Origin of the sequence: Thiocystis minor (assembly GCF_016653465.1) — a bacterium.
GTDB lineage: Bacteria > Pseudomonadota > Gammaproteobacteria > Chromatiales > Chromatiaceae > Chromatium > Chromatium minus.
Genome location: NZ_NHSQ01000041.1, coordinates 1 through 14513, shown reverse-complemented (window position 1 = coordinate 14513; position 14513 = coordinate 1). Strand labels below are relative to the sequence as shown.

General features: G+C 63.5%; 13 protein-coding genes and 2 pseudogenes. 9 read left to right on the top strand and 6 right to left on the bottom strand.

Features of this window, described 5'->3' with window-relative positions; all coding sequences use genetic code 11:
• Positions 1 to 19 precede the first annotated feature (19 nt).
• The gene (locus CCR95_RS25145) at positions 20 to 901 is read left to right on the top strand and encodes an alpha/beta fold hydrolase (protein WP_242523042.1); all 882 of its coding nucleotides are present in this window, start codon (positions 20 to 22) and stop codon (positions 899 to 901) included.
• Between the two features lie 116 nt (positions 902 to 1017).
• Here the strand turns inward: CCR95_RS25145 and CCR95_RS25140 are convergent.
• The 4 genes and pseudogenes from CCR95_RS25140 to CCR95_RS03515 all read right to left on the bottom strand — a co-directional run.
• Positions 1018 to 1500: pseudogene (locus CCR95_RS25140) on the bottom strand (EAL domain-containing protein); the annotation flags it as partial.
• A gap of 64 nt (positions 1501 to 1564) precedes the next feature.
• Positions 1565 to 1774 (bottom strand): annotated as a pseudogene (locus CCR95_RS26255) (GGDEF domain-containing protein); the annotation flags it as partial.
• 196 nt (positions 1775 to 1970) lie between these two features.
• Positions 1971 to 2759 (bottom strand): GAF domain-containing protein, encoded by a 789-nt coding sequence (locus CCR95_RS03520; RefSeq protein ID WP_201091918.1) that lies wholly within the window; start codon positions 2757 to 2759, stop codon positions 1971 to 1973.
• Positions 2696 to 3094 carry a PAS domain-containing protein gene (locus tag CCR95_RS03515; RefSeq protein ID WP_207188503.1) on the bottom strand — a complete coding sequence of 133 codons (399 nt, stop codon included), beginning with the start codon at positions 3092 to 3094 and terminating at the stop codon, positions 2696 to 2698. The genes CCR95_RS03520 and CCR95_RS03515 overlap by 64 nt, the downstream gene beginning before the upstream one ends.
• A gap of 233 nt (positions 3095 to 3327) precedes the next feature.
• Between CCR95_RS03515 and CCR95_RS03510 the strand changes: the two genes are divergently transcribed.
• The 4 genes from CCR95_RS03510 to CCR95_RS03495 all read left to right on the top strand — a co-directional run bounded on the left by CCR95_RS03510 (position 3328) and on the right by CCR95_RS03495 (position 8833).
• Positions 3328 to 4200 (top strand): HDOD domain-containing protein, encoded by an 873-nt coding sequence (locus tag CCR95_RS03510; RefSeq protein WP_201091907.1) that lies wholly within the window; start codon positions 3328 to 3330, stop codon positions 4198 to 4200.
• A gap of 133 nt (positions 4201 to 4333) precedes the next feature.
• Positions 4334 to 5432, top strand: a protein-coding gene (gene prfB / locus CCR95_RS03505) for a peptide chain release factor 2 (RefSeq protein WP_201091906.1) whose coding sequence is annotated in 2 segments (ribosomal slippage) — positions 4334 to 4408 and positions 4410 to 5432 — 1098 coding nt in all. Because the reading frame shifts where the segments join, the coding sequence is not laid out codon by codon here.
• A gap of 199 nt (positions 5433 to 5631) precedes the next feature.
• Positions 5632 to 7170, top strand: coding sequence for a lysine--tRNA ligase (lysS, locus tag CCR95_RS03500; RefSeq protein ID WP_201091904.1), 1539 nt, complete (start codon positions 5632 to 5634; stop codon positions 7168 to 7170).
• 88 nt (positions 7171 to 7258) lie between these two features.
• Entirely contained in the window at positions 7259 to 8833 is a 1575-nt protein-coding gene (locus CCR95_RS03495; protein ID WP_201091895.1) for an ATP-binding protein, read from the top strand.
• 2 nt (positions 8834 to 8835) lie between these two features.
• On the opposite strand, the gene ygfZ is transcribed toward CCR95_RS03495, so the two are convergent.
• Positions 8836 to 9864 (bottom strand): CAF17-like 4Fe-4S cluster assembly/insertion protein YgfZ, encoded by a 1029-nt coding sequence (ygfZ, locus tag CCR95_RS03490; protein ID WP_201091893.1) that lies wholly within the window; start codon positions 9862 to 9864, stop codon positions 8836 to 8838.
• Positions 9865 to 9983: 119 nt separating this feature from the next.
• On the opposite strand from ygfZ, the gene CCR95_RS03485 reads away from it, so the two are divergent.
• The 3 genes from CCR95_RS03485 to CCR95_RS03475 all read left to right on the top strand — a co-directional run bounded on the left by CCR95_RS03485 (position 9984) and on the right by CCR95_RS03475 (position 12625).
• Positions 9984 to 10292: a hypothetical protein gene (locus CCR95_RS03485; RefSeq protein ID WP_201091891.1), complete on the top strand. Its 309-nt coding sequence runs from the start codon at positions 9984 to 9986 to the stop codon at positions 10290 to 10292.
• Positions 10293 to 10622: 330 nt separating this feature from the next.
• On the top strand, positions 10623 to 11909 hold the full coding sequence (locus tag CCR95_RS03480; protein WP_201091889.1) for an efflux RND transporter periplasmic adaptor subunit: 1287 nt from the start codon (positions 10623 to 10625) through the stop codon (positions 11907 to 11909).
• Positions 11906 to 12625 (top strand): ATP-binding cassette domain-containing protein, encoded by a 720-nt coding sequence (locus CCR95_RS03475; RefSeq protein ID WP_201091887.1) that lies wholly within the window; start codon positions 11906 to 11908, stop codon positions 12623 to 12625. The genes CCR95_RS03480 and CCR95_RS03475 overlap by 4 nt, the downstream gene beginning before the upstream one ends.
• Positions 12626 to 12725: 100 nt before the next feature.
• Here the strand turns inward: CCR95_RS03475 and CCR95_RS03470 are convergent, their stop codons facing one another.
• On the bottom strand, positions 12726 to 12875 hold the full coding sequence (locus tag CCR95_RS03470) for a hypothetical protein (RefSeq protein WP_201091886.1): 150 nt from the start codon (positions 12873 to 12875) through the stop codon (positions 12726 to 12728).
• A gap of 282 nt (positions 12876 to 13157) precedes the next feature.
• Between CCR95_RS03470 and CCR95_RS03465 the strand changes: the two genes are divergently transcribed.
• Positions 13158 to 13637 (top strand): recombinase family protein, encoded by a 480-nt coding sequence (locus tag CCR95_RS03465; protein ID WP_338115338.1) that lies wholly within the window; start codon positions 13158 to 13160, stop codon positions 13635 to 13637.
• Positions 13638 to 14513: the final 876 nt, after the last annotated feature.

Genomic DNA, 14513 nt, shown 5'->3' with positions numbered 1-14513 from the left:
CACGTCTCAGGAGCTATGTTTGAACAAGTCAGTACTTGCCGACGCCTTGACGGCGCCCAGATTCGATTTCGTCAGCGAACGTGCCGGGCGGATCGCCTATTACGTCGACACGAAGGGCGACGGCCGGCCCCTGGTGCTGGTGCACAGTATCAATGCCGCGCCCAGCAGCTTCGAGATGCGGCCGCTGTTCGAGCAGTATCGCGGCCAGCGGCCGGTGTACAGCCTCGACCTGCCGGGTTTCGGCCACTCCGAGCGCGGAGCGCGGCCCTATACGCCAGATCTCTATGCCAATGCCCTCGCGGATTTTTTGCGTCAGATCGTCCAGCAACCCGCGGATGTCCTCGCGCTCTCGCTGAGCGCGGAGTTCGCCGCCCGCGCGGCCCTCGCGACGCCGGGGCAGGTCGCCTCGCTCGTCGTCATTTCGCCGACCGGATTCAGCCTGCGTCCGGTACCGAGCTTGCGGAGCGCGAGGATTGCGCACAAGGCGTTGACCATCCCGCTCGTGAGTCAGGGGCTTTATGACCTGGTGGCATCCCGTCCCAGCATCCGCTATTTTTTGGGCCGCTCCTTCGTGGGCGATGTCCCCGCCGAGGTCATCGACTATGCGCATGCCACGTCCCATCAGCCGGGCGCCCGGCACGCGCCCCTGACCTTCCTCTCCATGCAACTCTTTACGCCCAATGCGATGGATCGGCTCTATGCCAAGCTGACGGATCTGCCGGTGTTGGCGATTGCCGATCAGGATCCGTACATTACCTTCGAGCACCTGGATGCGTTCGTCGCCAGACATCCCAACTGGCAGCGGGTCCGGCTCGCCCCGAATTTGGGGCTGCCGCATTGGGAGAGGCTCCCGGAGACGATTGTCGCGCTTGATCGGTTTTGGTCGACGCCGTCCGTCTGATTGCATCGCCTGCCAACGCTGCCGTCAATCGCGGTCGCGCGCGGCTGGCAGGGCCAGACGCTTTCCCGCCTTAGCATGGCCGCGAACGTCTCCAGCGGCACCGCCTGGCTGAACAGATACCCCTGCATTTCGTCGCAGCCCGCGGCGCGCAGATAGTCGAGCTGATCGACCGTCTCCACGCCTTCCGCCACCACGGTCAGACCCAGACGCCGCGCCATGGTGATGATCGCACTGGCAATGGCGGCGTCTTCCGGGTTATGGACGATATCGACGATGAAGGCGCGGTCGATCTTCACGGCATGAAAAGGAAATAGCCCCCGACTCTCGCGAAACTGGACCGCCGATAGATTCACCCCCACCGGAACCGTGCGCAGGCTCTTCTTCTGCCAGTCGGCCTGCTGGGCGCAAACGGTGCGCAGCACCCACGCGCCGAGGGGGACGATGAGCCCGCTTTCCTCCGCCAGCGGAATAAAGCTCGCGGGGGAGGCCAGACCCCGGGTCGGATGGTTCCAACGAAGCAGCGCCTCGGCGCTGACGATCGTGCCGTCGCGCAGACTCACCTTGGGCTGGAGATGAACCGCGAACTGCCGCGTTTCCATCGACGATGCAGCGTCTCAAAATCGCCATGGCATCGGCTCCGGCGGGCAGCGCGGCGATCGCGATGGCAAAGGTATCCGCCCCCACGCGCGCCAGGCTGGAAGGTTCTTCCAGTGTGGCGGCGAGACGTTCCGCCACCGCCTGGAGCACGCCATCGCCGACATGACGGCCCAGTGTATCGTTGATGCGTTTGAAATGGTCCAGATCCACCAGGATCACCGCGACCTGGGAGCCTTCGTGGTGGGCGCCTTGCAGCAATTGACCGAGCCGGTCCACGAAGAGACTGCGATTGGGCAGAGCGGTGAGCGGGTCGTAGTAGGCCAGATAGTCGAGGCGCTCCGCCTTGGCGATGTATTGCAGGGCAAATGAAATATCTCCCGCCAGTTCGCGAGCAGGCGCTGTTCTTCCGCGTCGAAAAAACCAGCCTCGCGCGCGTAGAGCATCAACACGCCGACCAGTGCTCCGTCCCGGCTCAGGGGGAGCGCGGCCCGCGACCGGACATCCAGGCCCAGGGAGGATCCAGCGGCCCGGCGGCGGACTCCTCCAGGCGCAGATCGTTGCGGATCGACACCCGCCCGCTGTCGAGCACCCGTCGCGCCTCGGCCTCGTCCGCGGCGCTGACCGCTGGTCCAATGGCTTGGGGGTGCGCCTGCGGATCCCGCGCCCGCCATGCGCGCGGTCGCAGTGACTCGCCGTCCGGCAGACCGATCCAGGCCAGCGCGAACGCCCCTTCCTCGACCGCGTGGCGAAAGCGCAACTCGCTCGCGCGCCGCTCGGTCACCTCCCGCTCCAACTCGCGGGCGTACTCCTGGGCCTCCTCGAAGAGCGCGAGGTTTTCGCACGCCAGGGCGAGTTGGGCGGCGAAGGTGGCGGCGATCTGTTCGTCCTCAATGGCGAAGGCGTCCGCGCCCAGCTTGTCGGCGAGATAGAGCCAGCCGTAGGTGCGCACTGCCGAGTGGACGGGCAACGCCAGCAGGGTCCGCAGGGGCGGATGGCCGTCCGGCAGTCCCGGCGGCGGAGTCTCGCCGGACCAGTCCCGAATGCTTTGCGGGGTTCCCTGTCGCAGCGCTTGGGCGATCAGGCCGCTCGGCGGTTGGGTGGCCAGGGCGTGATGCACCGCGTCCGGCAGCCCGCGGGTCGCCAGATGGACGACCCGGCCACCCTGATCCATTAGACCGGCCGCCGCGTGGCGGACGTTCAGAATGTCCTGGGCGGCTCGCACGAACAGCAAGGCTTGCGGCCGTCCCAGCAGCGTCGCCACCGTCTCCAAGGCAGAAACGCCTCGACCTGACCGACGAAGGCACGGGGCGCGATGGGCTTGGCGAGATAACCGTAGAAGCCGGCGGCAAGCACACGTTCCCGGTCGCCTACCATGGCCAGCGCCGTCACCGCCACCAGCGGGATCTGGCGCAGCCGCGGATGGGCCTTGAGCCATTGCGCCAGCGCATTCAATGCCTGACCGACCGCTTCCGCGCGGGGATAACCGAAGACGGTCTCCGCGCCTTGGCTCCAATAGATCACCCGTCCCTGAGCGTCGGTCGCGATCAGCGCGTCGGGCGATTCGCCAAGCAGGCGTAAGGCGGCATCAGTGTTCATGACGTTGGTCACGGGAGTCGCAACTGATTCAGCGCCCAGGATCAGGCTATCTCTATTAGGTCGCGGGATGGTCAGATCAGTTCCAGAGAGATCGATTGCCTTTTATGCGGGGCACAGATCAGGGTTCAGGGATGTGACGGGGAAATCGCGGACGCGCCGGCCGTTTGGGTTAAGCTTCGCGTTGGTGCCGAGTCCAGAGGCTCGTCATGACCAGCGTATCCAGGGCCGACCAGATGACAACGCCTTCCCAGTGCTCGATCATTTCGCCATATCCGCCGAAAGCGGCTCTCGAAGCGGCTTTCCAGGCCGTGCGCAAAGCCAGGGTTCCGCAGATTCCCGATGTGGTGCTCGCGTTGCGCGCGGAACTGACCCGACCGGAACCGAACCTGAGGGTCGTCGCCGATCTCATCGCGCAGGATCTCGCGTTGACCGGACAGATTCTCAAGAAGGTCAACGCGCCGATCTTCGCGCGCCGGACCAAGATCGCCAGCGTTCAACAGGCCGTCATGCTGCTGGGGATCAACCAACTGGTCAATCTGGTCACCGCGACCTCGATCGAGCGCATGCTTGGAGACGCCAAGGGTTCGGCCCGCGTCGTCTGGGAATCCATCATGGAACAGGCCCGCGTGGCGACGATCATCTCGGGTCTGGTCGAGGGCATCGGCTCGGAAGAAGCCTACCTGTTTGGCCTCATGCACGATGTCGGCAGCCTGATCTTCGCCGATCTGCTGGAGAATTACGGCTACGAATGGGTACTGCGCTTCGGCGCGCCCCAATCGCTGATGGAGCACGAACGCGCCGCCCTGGGCGCGGATCACGCCACCGTCGGCTTCCTGCTGGCCAGCACCTGGCAGCTTCCCGAACATCTGGCTTTGGCGATCTATCATCATCACGCCGCGCGTGACCATGCGCTGGACGATCCACGAGTACACTCGCTGATCGCCATCGCGCAACTGTCGCATTACCTGATTGCACTCTCGCTGGGGAACCACGAACTGCCCGAGATGATCGCCTATCGGGACGCCGCCCGGCGGGAACTGGAGCTTTCCGAGGATGACTGGTCGTCGTTATGCGGGCGGTCGCTGCAAGACGGTTGGGGCGCTTAATCCGCCGCAGGCATCACATGCGTTCTCTTGCGCATCGGCTCTGGACGCGCTCGCGCCAGCAGGCGCTGTCACGGCGGTTTATTCGGCGATGCAGGCCCACTATACTGCACGGTTTTATCCGCCGGAGCCGACCATGCTCGATCTCAACCCGATCACTTCCCAGATCAACGACCTGCGGGGGCGCGTCGAGTCCCTCCGGGGGTATCTTTGACTATGCGGATCGCCAGGAACGACTGACCGAGGTTCTGCGGGAGCTTGAGGATCCGACCATCTGGAACGATCCGAGCCGCGCTCAGGCTTTGGGCCGCGAGCGTGCGCAGTTGGAAGCGATCGTGCTCACCATTGACGAGCTGACGACCGCGCTCACCGACACCGATGACATGCTCTCCATGGCCGTCGAGGAAGGCGATGAGGCGACCGTCGAGTCGCTGGTCGCCGATCTCCAGACCCATGAAGCGCGCGTGGCCGAACTGGAATTCCGGCGCATGTTCGCCGGCGAGATGGACGCCAATAACGCCTTCGTCGATATCCAGTCCGGCTCGGGCGGCACCGAGGCGCAGGATTGGGCCGAAATGCTGTTGCGCATGTATCTGCGCTGGGGCGAGCGGCGCGGTTTCAAGACCGAACTCATGGAGGTTTCGCCCGGCGAAGTCGCGGGGATCAAGTCGGCCACCATCAAGTTCGAGGGCGATTACGCCTATGGCTGGTTGCGCACCGAGATCGGCGTGCATCGGCTGGTGCGCAAGTCGCCGTTCGATTCGGGCAATCGTCGTCATACCTCCTTTGCCTCCGTGTTCGTCTCGCCCGAGGTCGACGACAGCATCGAGATCGAGATCAATCCGGCGGATCTTCGCATCGATGTCTATCGGGCGAGCGGTGCCGGCGGTCAGCACGTCAACCGGACCGAGTCGGCGGTACGCATCACCCATCTGCCGACCAACACCGTGACTCAGTGCCAGAACGACCGCTCGCAGCATAAGAACAAGGATCAGGCGATGAAACAGCTCAAGGCCAAACTCTATGAGCTGGAGATGCAGAAGCGCCGCGCCACGCAGGACGCGCTGGAGGACACCAAGTCCGACATCGGCTGGGGCAGTCAGATCCGCTCCTATGTGCTGGACCAGTCGCGGATCAAGGATCTGCGCACCGGCGTGGAAATCGCCAATACGCAATCGGTGCTGGACGGGAATCTCGATCCCTTTATCGAGGCTAGCCTCAAAAGCGGGCTTTAAGCGCCCTGGGAGCGCCGACTGCAAGTCGGCGCTCCCAGGGTGGCGCTCCCAGGGGGCTCCGACGGTGCTCGGAACGACGACCAAGACGAAGAATCCTGTCAATCTTGCTAACTCCCGTGAATCCTGTCCCTTGCGCGCCTGGGTGCGCCGAGATGCGGTTTTCCGGAAATCACCCTGTTGCCCTGGAGATCCCAAACGGATGAACGAACCCCCGACCGAGACCAATCCCAATTCGGCGCCCCATGAGGTGCCGGACGAAAACAAGTTGATCGCCCAACGACGCGAGAAGCTGACGCATCTGCGCGAGCAGGGCATCGCCTTCCCAAACGACTTTCGGCGCGATGCGGTGGCCGGCGAACTCCTGGCCGAGTACGGCGAGCAGGAGGCCGAATCGCTGGCGACGCGCGATCTGCGGGTCAAGGTAGCCGGGCGTCTGATGACGCGCCGCGTCATGGGCAAGGCGAGCTTCGCGCACCTTCAGGATCTGTCGGGGCGCATCCAGATCTTCGTCCAGCGCGATCTGATCGGCGAGGATGACTATGCCAGCTTCAAGCGCGATCTGGATCTGGGCGATATCCTCGGCGCCGAGGGCGTGCTCTTTAAGACAAAGACCGGCGAGCTGTCGATCCGCTGCGACAGTCTCCGTCTCTTGACCAAGGCGCTGCGTCCGCTGCCCGAGAAATTCCACGGTCTGACCGACATGGAAAGCCGTTACCGTCAGCGGTATCTGGATCTCATCATGAACAGCGGGACGCGCGAGACCTTCCGCATCCGCACGGCCATCGTTCAGTTCATCCGCGAGTATCTGAATGGGCGGGGTTATCTGGAAGTCGAGACCCCGATGATGCAGGTGATCCCCGGCGGGGCGGTCGCGCGCCCTTTCGTGACTCACCATAACGCGCTGGACATGCAGTTGTTCCTGCGCATCGCCCCCGAGCTGTTTCTCAAGCGACTCGTCGTCGGCGGTCTGGAAAAGGTCTACGAAATCAACCGCAATTTCAGAAACGAAGGCTTGTCGACCCGGCATAACCCCGAGTTCACGATGCTGGAGTTCTACGAAGCCTACGCGGACTATCGAGATCTGATGGACCTGACCGAGGACATGCTGCGCCAGATGGCGCTTCAGGTGCTCGGATATACCCGCATCGAGTATCAGGGCGCGAGCTACGAGTTCGGCCAACCCTTCGCGCGGATGAGCGTGCGCGAGGCGATCCTGCACCACAATCCCGAACTGACGCCCGAGGATGTCGACGATCTGGAGCGCGCCCGCGCGGTGGCCGCACGCTTGAAGATCGCCCTCAAACCGACCTGGGGGCTGGGGAAGATTCAGATCGAGCTGTTCGAGCAAACGGTTGAAAGCCGGCTGCTGGATCCGACCTTCATCACCCAGTATCCGACCGAGGTGTCACCCCTGGCGCGGCGCAACGACGACAATCCATTCGTCACCGACCGTTTCGAGTTCTTCGTCGGCGGGCGCGAGATCGCCAACGGCTTCTCCGAGCTGAACGACGCCGAGGATCAGGCCGAGCGCTTCCGCCAACAGGTCGCCGAAAAAGACGCCGGCGATCTGGAAGCCATGTTCTTCGACGCCGATTATATCCGTGCCCTCGAACACGGCATGCCGCCCACGGCGGGGGAGGGGATTGGGATCGACCGACTGGTGATGCTCTTCACCGACTCGCCCTCGATCCGCGATGTCCTGCTGTTTCCGCACATGCGCCCGGAGGCGGCGACCTGACGGCCGGTCGTCACATCTTTGTCGGTCGATCAAGATGTCGGCGCCCCGAGAGCAAGACATGATGCGCCTCGGCGTCCAGGAGTCCCCCATGCGATTTTTCAACACCGAAGGCCCGAACTGCCTCGCCGATCATTACACGCTTCCGCCGCTCGCGCGATGGGATCTGGATGAGGTGCTGGCGCTGATCGATCGCAAGAAATATTTCCTGCTCCACGCCCCGCGCCAGACCGGCAAAACCACCTGTCTGCTGGCGCTGATGGAGCACCTGAACCGGGAGGGACGCTACCGGGCGCTCTACGTCAATATCGAGGCCGCGCAGGCTGCGCGCGAGCGAGTCGAGGCCGGGATTGGTGCCGTTGTGCAGGCGATCGCCAATAGCGCCGGCTGGCGCTTGGGGGATGCCGGGGCCGACGCGCTGGCCCGCGAGGTGCTGCAGGGGCCATCGGCGCTGGTGGGCCTGGAGGCGTTTCTCACCCGCTGGTGCGCCCAGTCTCCGCAACCGCTGGTGCTGCTGCTCGACGAGGTGGATGCCCTGGTGGGCGATACCCTGATCTCGCTGCTGCGCCAACTGCGCGCCGGTTATCCGCAGCGTCCCGCGTCCTTTCCGCAGACCGTCATTCTCTGCGGGGTGCGGGATCTACGCGACTACCGGATTCATGCCAGCTCGGAAGCCACGCCGATCACCGGCGGCAGTGCCTTCAATATCAAGGCAAAATCGCTGCGTCTGGGCGATTTCGACGCCGCCGAGGTCACGGCCCTGTTGCGCGAGCACACCGCCGAGACCGGGCAGTCGTTCACCCCCGAGGCGCTGGAGCGGGTCTGGACGTTGACCCAGGGGCAGCCCTGGCTGGTCAATGCCCTGGCCTATCGTGTCTGCTTCGAGATGCCGGAGGGACGCGCCCGCGCCCGCCCGGTCACGGCGGCGCTGATCGACCAGGCGAAGGAGTATCTGATCGTCAATCGGGTGACGCATCTGGATCAACTGGCCGACAAACTGCGCGAGGAGCGGGTGCGGCGAGTCATCGAGCCGATGCTGGCCGGAACCGCGCTGGAGACGGTGCCGGAGGATGAGCGGCAGTATCTAGTGGATCTTGGCCTGCTGCGCCGCGATGGCGCGGGTGGGCTGGTGGTCGCCAATCCCATCTACCGCGAGGTCTTGCCACGCGCCCTCGCCAGCGGCCCGCAAGACTCGCTGCCCCGGATCGCCCCGACCTGGCTGAACGCCGACGCCAGTCTGAACCCCGACCGCCTGCTCGACGCCTTTCTCACCTTCTGGCGCCAGCATGGCCAGCCGCTGCTGAAAAGCGCGCCCTATCACGAAATCGCCCCCCATCTGGTGCTCATGGCCTTTCTGCATCGTGTCATCAACGGTGGCGGGACGCTGGAGCGCGAATACGCCATCGGCTCGGGCCGCATGGATCTCTGTCTGCGGTATGGCGCGGTCACGCTCGGCCTGGAACTCAAGGTCTGGCGCGAGGGGGCGGTCGATCCGTTGGCCGCCGGACTGGAGCAGTTGGATGGGTATCTGGCCGGATTGTGGCTGGACACGGGTTGGCTGATCGTCTTCGATCGTCGCTCGGGTCAGCCGCCGATCGCCGAGCGCACCGTCAGCGCCGAGGCGATCAGCCCCCAGGGCCGACGGATCTGGGTCGTGCGTGCCTGACGTTAGGATTCGGGAAACCCATAGGGCGGCGCTTGCAGGCGCAGCACCGGTCCCTGTTCGCCAAGTCGCACCTCGCCTCCCTCGGCCGCGCTGACCTCGACGACCGCGAGCAGCGCATGGCGCCCTTCGTCGATCGGCGCGGCATCGACCACCCAGCCGGCGGCCTGCTGGGAAGTACTGGAAGGCGCGTGGAGTTCCTCGCCCGGTTGCGGCGGCGCCGGCGAGTCGACCTCGGCGAGATACATCCGGCGTTTGATTTTGCCCAGATGCTGCATGCGCGCGACCACTTCCTGGCCGGTGTAGCAGCCCTTGTGGAAGCTGACGCCATCGATCAGTTGCAGATTGATCATCTGCGGGATGAAGACCTCGGCGGTCTGGCTGTGGATATTTGGAATCCCCGCCCGAACATCCAGCAGCGTCCAGTCGAGACGGTTGGCGGGCGTGGCCTGGCCGGCGAGCTGATCCCAAAGCGGACCGATGGCAGCGAATGGGCCGAGGATCTCGCAACGCGGGATTGCTCCGGGGAGTCGGATCACGGACAGCGTTTCATCGCTCGCGCAATCGTTGTCCCGTTCCGGCAGTATAAGACCCTGACCGGCGAGCAGATCCGCGAGGCGATCGCCGGCGATACCGATGCGAATCAGGTCGTTGCTCGCGTCTTCCAGGACGACCTTGCTGCGCAGAATGAAGATACGCAAGCGTTTGAGTGCGTCGGGCGACCGCTCCGCGGGCGTCTGAAGATAAAGGGTGTCGGCGATGCGCATGACCCGAAAACTCGCCAGGAGGCGTCCCTTCTGGCTACAGTAGCCGCTCAGATGCGTATGGGTCGCGGTGACTTCGCGAATGTCGTTGGTCAACTGGCCTTGCAGGAAAGTGTCCGCGTCCGCGCCGCGGACCGCGATCAGCCCCAGATGAGACAGATCGAACAACCGGTTGTCGCTCGGGCCATCGACCTTGGGAAAGCGGAGGCCGCCGTCGTCTTCAACATGGGCATTGCGGGCGGTGAGAAAATCTCGCCATTGATTCGTCATACGGTCAATCCTCGAAGCGGCTGGCGTCTGAAACGGATCTCGGTAAGGTGGCGCATTTCGTACGATACTCAAGTTGCGCCATTCCTTCGTCAAGCCATCGGCGCTGCACATGGTGATAGATGCAGATTCCCGGTTCATTGATCCCGTCATCCTATCCGCTGCCCGTGGAGCAGCGGCTGGAAAGGGATGCTCGGGTAATCCCCTTCGTTTCGCCGCAGGCGCAGACGCAGGTGCCCTTGACCCGTCGCGCCGTGCCGAATGTTCAGCAGGCGGAACCGATGTCTCTCCGTCAGCGGGCTCCCGAGCCGATCCGTCTGGCGACGGACAATCTCCATGCGCGGCGCGCGCTCTCGGCGTATGAGTCCGCTCAACGGGTTCAGGTCCGCGAGGATCTTCGCGCCTTCGTTGGCGTCGACGCCTATGCGTGACCTCGCGCATTGATGACAAAATCCCGGTGTTCAGAAAACGTTGCGACGGGGTGAATACCCCGTCGCGCGGTCGTCGTTCTTGTTTTCACTGTCGTTGTCGTTGTCGTTGTCGAATCGGATAACGACAACGACAACGACAACGACAAGGATCGTCGCGGATGCCCCGTTCCAAACCGCCGTGCAATGGTTTGATTCGCGCTCCCTCGCTGGTCGTGATTGGAAGGCATTGACCGGTTGGATCCTCAATGTTTCCATGATTCGAGAATAGCCTGTCCTGGACCGCCATGAATCCTGACGGTCGGTGGTCTGGCAACCTTTGGAGTAACCCGCATGACCCTAGAGGGAGAACCCCACGACACCACGATCGCCGAACGGATCGGCCTTGCTGGACGACGGCCGGGCTGGCAACGGCCATGGCTCTGGCTGACCGCCCTGGCGGTGCTCGGACTGACATTGGCCGGAACGCTCCTGTTCGGGAACCAGAACAGCGATCATATCGATTTCAAAACGGATGAGATACGACGCGGCGATCTGACCGTCAAGGTGACGGCCACCGGGCAGTTGCAGCCGGTGATCCAGGTCGATGTCGGCACCGAGGTGTCGGGCACCATCCAGAGCGTGGAAGTCGATTTCAACGCCCGGGTCAAGCGGGGAGAGGTGTTGGCCCGGCTCGATCCGGACCAATCGCAGGCGAAGGAGCGTCAGTCCGCGGCGGCGCTGGAATTGGCCAGGGCGCAGGTCGACGAGGCCCAGGCAACCGCCAACGAGACGGCGAGCAAGCTCGGCCGCACGCGCGATCTGGTCGCCAAACGTCTCGCCTCGCCGGAGGAACTCGACACGGCGGTCGCGGCGGCCGAGCGGGCGAGCGCCGCGCTGGCGGTGGCCCATGCCAAGGTCGATCAAGCTCAGGCCCAGCTCGACGCCGATCGTCGGACCCTGGAAAAAACGGTCATCCGCTCGCCCATCGACGGCATCGTGCTTAATCGCGTGGTCGAGCCGGGGCAGACCGTCGCCGCCTCGCTGCAAACGCCGGTGCTCTTTACCCTGGCCGAAAATCTCACCCAGATGGAACTCAAAGTGGCGGTGGACGAGGCGGATGTGGGGCAGGTCGCGGAGGGCCAGCCGGCGACCTTCACGGTCGACGCCTATCCGCACCGGACGTTTCCGGCGACCATCACCCAAGTCCGCTTTGCCCCCGAGACAGTCAATGGCGTGGTGACCTTCGCGGCCCTGCTGGCGGTCGACAACGCCGATCTGTCGCTGCGTCCGGGGATGACCGCGACCGCCGATATCCTGGTGCGCGAGGAGCGGGATCTGCTGCTGGTCCCCAACCTCGCCCTGCGCTTCACCCCGCCCCAGCCCAAGGCGGAAGAGAGCGGTCCGAGTCTGGTCGGTCTCTTGCTGCCAAGACGCCCGCCGAGATCCAAGCGGCAGACCGAAACCGGTCAGCGTAACGGCAAGGAAGGGCGCGCCTGGATTCTTCGCGATGGCGAGCCGGCCTTGATCACCTTCAAGATTGGTCTCACCGATGGAGTCATGACGGAGGTGCTTGGCGACCCGCTGGAGCCAGGCACTCCGGTGCTGGTGGACGCGGAGCGTCCGGGGCGCGCCTCGTGAATCAGCCCGATGCGACCTCCACGACAAGCGATCCGGCGCCATTGATCGAGTTCCGGCAGGTCGCCAAGGTCTATGGTAGCGGGCTGGCCGCGATGCGCGCGCTGGACGGCGTGGATCTGATCATTCGTCAGGCCGAATTCGTCGCCGTGATGGGACCGAGCGGTTCCGGCAAATCCACCGCCATGAACATTCTGGGTTGTCTGGATACCCCGAGCGGCGGCTCCTATCGCTTTCGCGGGGTGCTGGTGGAATCCCTGGACCGCGATCAGCGCGCGCTGCTGCGCCGTCATTATCTCGGCTTCGTCTTTCAGGGCTTCAACCTGCTCAACCGGACCTCGGCCCTGGAAAACGTCGAACTCCCGCTCATCTATCGCCGCACGCCAACACTCGAACGGCATACCCGCGCGCGCCAAGCCTTGGAACGGGTCGGACTCACCGGCTGGGAGCACCATACGCCAGGCGAACTCTCGGGCGGTCAGCAGCAACGGGTCGCCATCGCGCGCGCCATTGTCACCCAACCCAGCCTGCTGCTCGCCGACGAGCCCACCGGCAACCTCGACACCGCGCGCAGTCACGAGATCATGGAGCTGTTGACCGGACTCAACCGCGACCAAGGGATCACCGTGTTGATGGTCACCCACGAGGCCGAGATGGCTGACTATGCGCATCGGGTCATCCATTTTCTGGATGGCAGGATTGCCGACACGGGACATTAGAATGAGCCGCCAGCCGCCAGCCGCCAGCCGCCAGCGGATATGTTGAGGCTGGAAGCTGACTGCTCTTTTTTAGGTGAAAGGAATCAGGCAAGGCATCGCTTCAGTCGCCCTCTGCCAGCAGTGCCGAGAGCCTGGCCAATGCCTCGGAGACGATGCGCCCCTGCGCCTCGATATGGCCGATGATCTGTTGCGGGGCGCGGGTATCCTCATCGACCACCGCTGTCGGGTTGACCGCTTTCAGATCGAACACGGTCGGGAGCTGTCGATGACATGTCTGGGAACTTTCTCCGCTGAAACCACCGCCAGATTAGCCGCTGGCGGCAGGTTTATGCACACGCCCCTCGAAAATTCCGTCAGCCATCCATAGCGCCTCGACAGAGAGCTGCGCGTGGCGCGCGAAATTACTGAGTGCGTGGATCCGTGTGAGGCAGTCGAGCTAAGACCGTGCAGATCGAGAGGATCGCGTGGTTACCCTGCGTACGCCGCGTCCGTGTCGGTGATTGGCCAAAGCCGCCTTGGACTTGAGCGACGTGTGATCCTCCTCGACCTTCCACCATTTTTGATGAAGGTCGGCGACGTGCTCGCTATCGCACGTGAGTTGATCGCTCACCGATTGGCAATCATCGACACTGACCACGACTCCGCTCAGAACACCTCTTCGCGAGATGTCCTTGGGGTTTGGCGACTTGATCGGCTGGGCCGCTCCTTGCCTCATCTGATCGCGGTTGTTGCCGGACTGGAGGCGCGTGGTGTGGGATTTCGCTCCTTGAGCGAAGCCCTCGACACCACCACCTCCGGCGGTCGCCTCATCTTCCACGTTTTCGGTGCGCTCGGACAATTTGAGCGTGATCTGATCCGCGAGCGCACCAAGGCAGGTTTGTCCGCCGCCGTGGCCCGGGGCCGCAAGGGAGGGCGGAAGCCCGTCGTGACGGTGGTTTTTTATTTCCAAGCCAAACTGAACCAGCGCCGTTTCTTTACACACCCACTCAATGTATGGATGATACATAACTAGAGACTAAAAACCACGCTCGATGCCAGGCATAAGGCGAACCATATCCAACGGATGGTTAATGTGATGACGAATCTTGCCCTCCCACTGCCGCACCGAGCCGACTCTGCTCCCGCGATTTCCGCTGTCGTTCCCATCCCAGGGACAAGATGCTCTTTCGGAGTGCCCAAGCTGTTTGGCAAGCGCCTCAGCAGGCCGATCGTCCGCGCATCTAGCATGGTGCTTCCTCTTTCTCTGCCGCCGGATGCTGACAGGCCACGCGGTCGTGGCGAACGCATGGTGTCGCCTGGATCAGCCGCCCTTGTGGGCCAACCGGCGTCTCGCCTCGTTCCCATTGGCATCCCCGAGGACACGGGCGGGGGAGATTCGTACCGCCGCCATGGCTGCCGACCCCGCGACGGATCCGGTGCGCGACGGTTGGTTTGCCGTGATGGCGCGATGAGTGGTTTTGTGCCGCGAGATCGACCGAGATCGTTGACAGGAGCGGCTGGTATCGATCGGCGGCCGCAGGGCAAGCAGGCTCTACATTCAGTGCCGACCGCTTCCGCAGCCCAGGCCCAGGCAGGCGTGATTGGATCATTAGCTTCGTCCTCCCCCGGCAGCGCGGTTTTTGTCGTGTGTCCATGCAGTCGAAAAACGATTCGACTCGCCTCAATACTTAAGTACATCAACAGAATCAAGAGTGGAGAATGAAAATATCGACTTCAATTTAGTATTTTAAAAAACATTTAAAAATCAATATTTTATATTAATATGCTCAGTACAGTACAAAACTAATCAAGCGCCACCATTAGGGCCAGGCACGCCTCACGTCACAAGCCACCGAGAAGGGTCGCCCGTCGAGGATGAATCCCAGGACACAGAGGAATTCGGCGCCGC

Bases quoted from the DNA above. Each gene is read 5' to 3' on its own strand.
- lysS (WP_201091904.1), top strand. From the start codon at position 5,632: ATGAACGAACCCCCGACCGAGACCAATCCCAATTCGGCGCCCCATGAG.
- ygfZ (WP_201091893.1), bottom strand. From the start codon at position 9,864: ATGACGAATCAATGGCGAGATTTTCTCACCGCCCGCAATGCCCATGTT.
- CCR95_RS03515 (WP_207188503.1), bottom strand. From the start codon at position 3,094: ATGAACACTGATGCCGCCTTACGCCTGCTTGGCGAATCGCCCGACGCG.
- CCR95_RS03510 (WP_201091907.1), top strand. From the start codon at position 3,328: ATGACAACGCCTTCCCAGTGCTCGATCATTTCGCCATATCCGCCGAAA.
- CCR95_RS03485 (WP_201091891.1), top strand. From the start codon at position 9,984: ATGCAGATTCCCGGTTCATTGATCCCGTCATCCTATCCGCTGCCCGTG.
- CCR95_RS03495 (WP_201091895.1), top strand. From the start codon at position 7,259: ATGCGATTTTTCAACACCGAAGGCCCGAACTGCCTCGCCGATCATTAC.
- CCR95_RS03480 (WP_201091889.1), top strand. From the start codon at position 10,623: ATGACCCTAGAGGGAGAACCCCACGACACCACGATCGCCGAACGGATC.